This window comes from Rhodococcus sp. P3_B8 (assembly GCF_056402775.1).
On record NZ_JBFUGT010000648.1, the window covers coordinates 1 to 1,104 of the forward strand.

The 1,104-nt window shown below is 67.5% G+C and carries 2 pseudogenes; both read right to left on the bottom strand.

The window, feature by feature from the left end:
- Positions 1-257: pseudogene (locus AC1D1G_RS45460) on the bottom strand (tyrosine-type recombinase/integrase); the annotation flags it as partial.
- 114 nt (positions 258-371) lie between these two features.
- Positions 372-1,104 (bottom strand): annotated as a pseudogene (locus AC1D1G_RS45465) (IS256 family transposase); the annotation flags it as partial.

Below are 1,104 nucleotides of genomic sequence, written 5' to 3' on the forward strand. Positions count from 1 at the left end.
CCGGGTCGGGGATCACGGCGCACGCCCTGCCAGTCGATCCACTCGAACACGGTCACCGGCGTCACCGCCGCCAATCCGACATCGCGGTCGATCAGGAACCGCGCCAGGTTCAGCATATCGAACGCATACGCCCGCACCGTCGCCACGCTGAACGCCCGCCCGGCCAGATGCTTGAGGAACGCGTTCGCCGCCGCGCAACCCTCCCACTCGCCGTCGACCACATAACCGTCGCCCGCCGTCTGCACCCGAACGGCCATCGTCTGCTCCTCTCGTGAATCGAGCCGCCACCGTCAGCATGCGCCCCATCCGGGYGGCGGCCCCGGACCTCACGCCGCGGACAGAATCGTGTCGCCCGAGAGCCGGTTAACCGATCGGGGATTGTTGGACCAGATCTGCCGCCAGATTTGCTTCGGGAAGGCCGTGAAGGCGAGGAGGTCGGCCCGCGCGGAGTCGAGATGATCGGCGACCTTTGGCAGCTTCTCCGACAAGGCGTCGATCACCCGATCATATTGTGCATGAACAGAATCGGCGTCCGGCTGGTCGTAAACGGAGTGCAGGAGCGCACGCACCCAGGGCCACGAATTCTTCGGTGTCTGGGACATGAGATTGGTCGAATAATGCGTCCGGCACCTCTGCCAAGCGGCCCCGGGCAGGGAGGCGCCGATCGCCGACACGAGGCCGGCGTGGGCGTCGGAGGTCACCAACCGCACCCCGGACAGGCCGCGGGCGACCAGCGACCGGAAGAACGCCAACCACCCGGCCCCGTCCTCGGCGGAGGTCACCTCGATTCCCAGGATTTCCCGGTAACCCTCGGCGTTCACTCCGACCGCGACCAGGGCGTGCACGTTCACCACCCGCCCGTTCTCCCGGACCTTGAGGACGAGGGCGTCGGCGGCGACGAACGTGTACGGGCCGGCGTCGAGCGGCCGGCTACGGAACGCCTCCACCTGGGCGTCGAGGTCCTTCGCCATCACCGACACCTGGGATTTCGACAGTGAGGTGATACCGAGCGAGTCGACCAGTTGTTCCATCCGTCGGGTCGAGACCCCGAGCAGGTAGCAGGTGGCCACCACCGACGTCAGGGCGCGTTCGGCACGCTTGCGG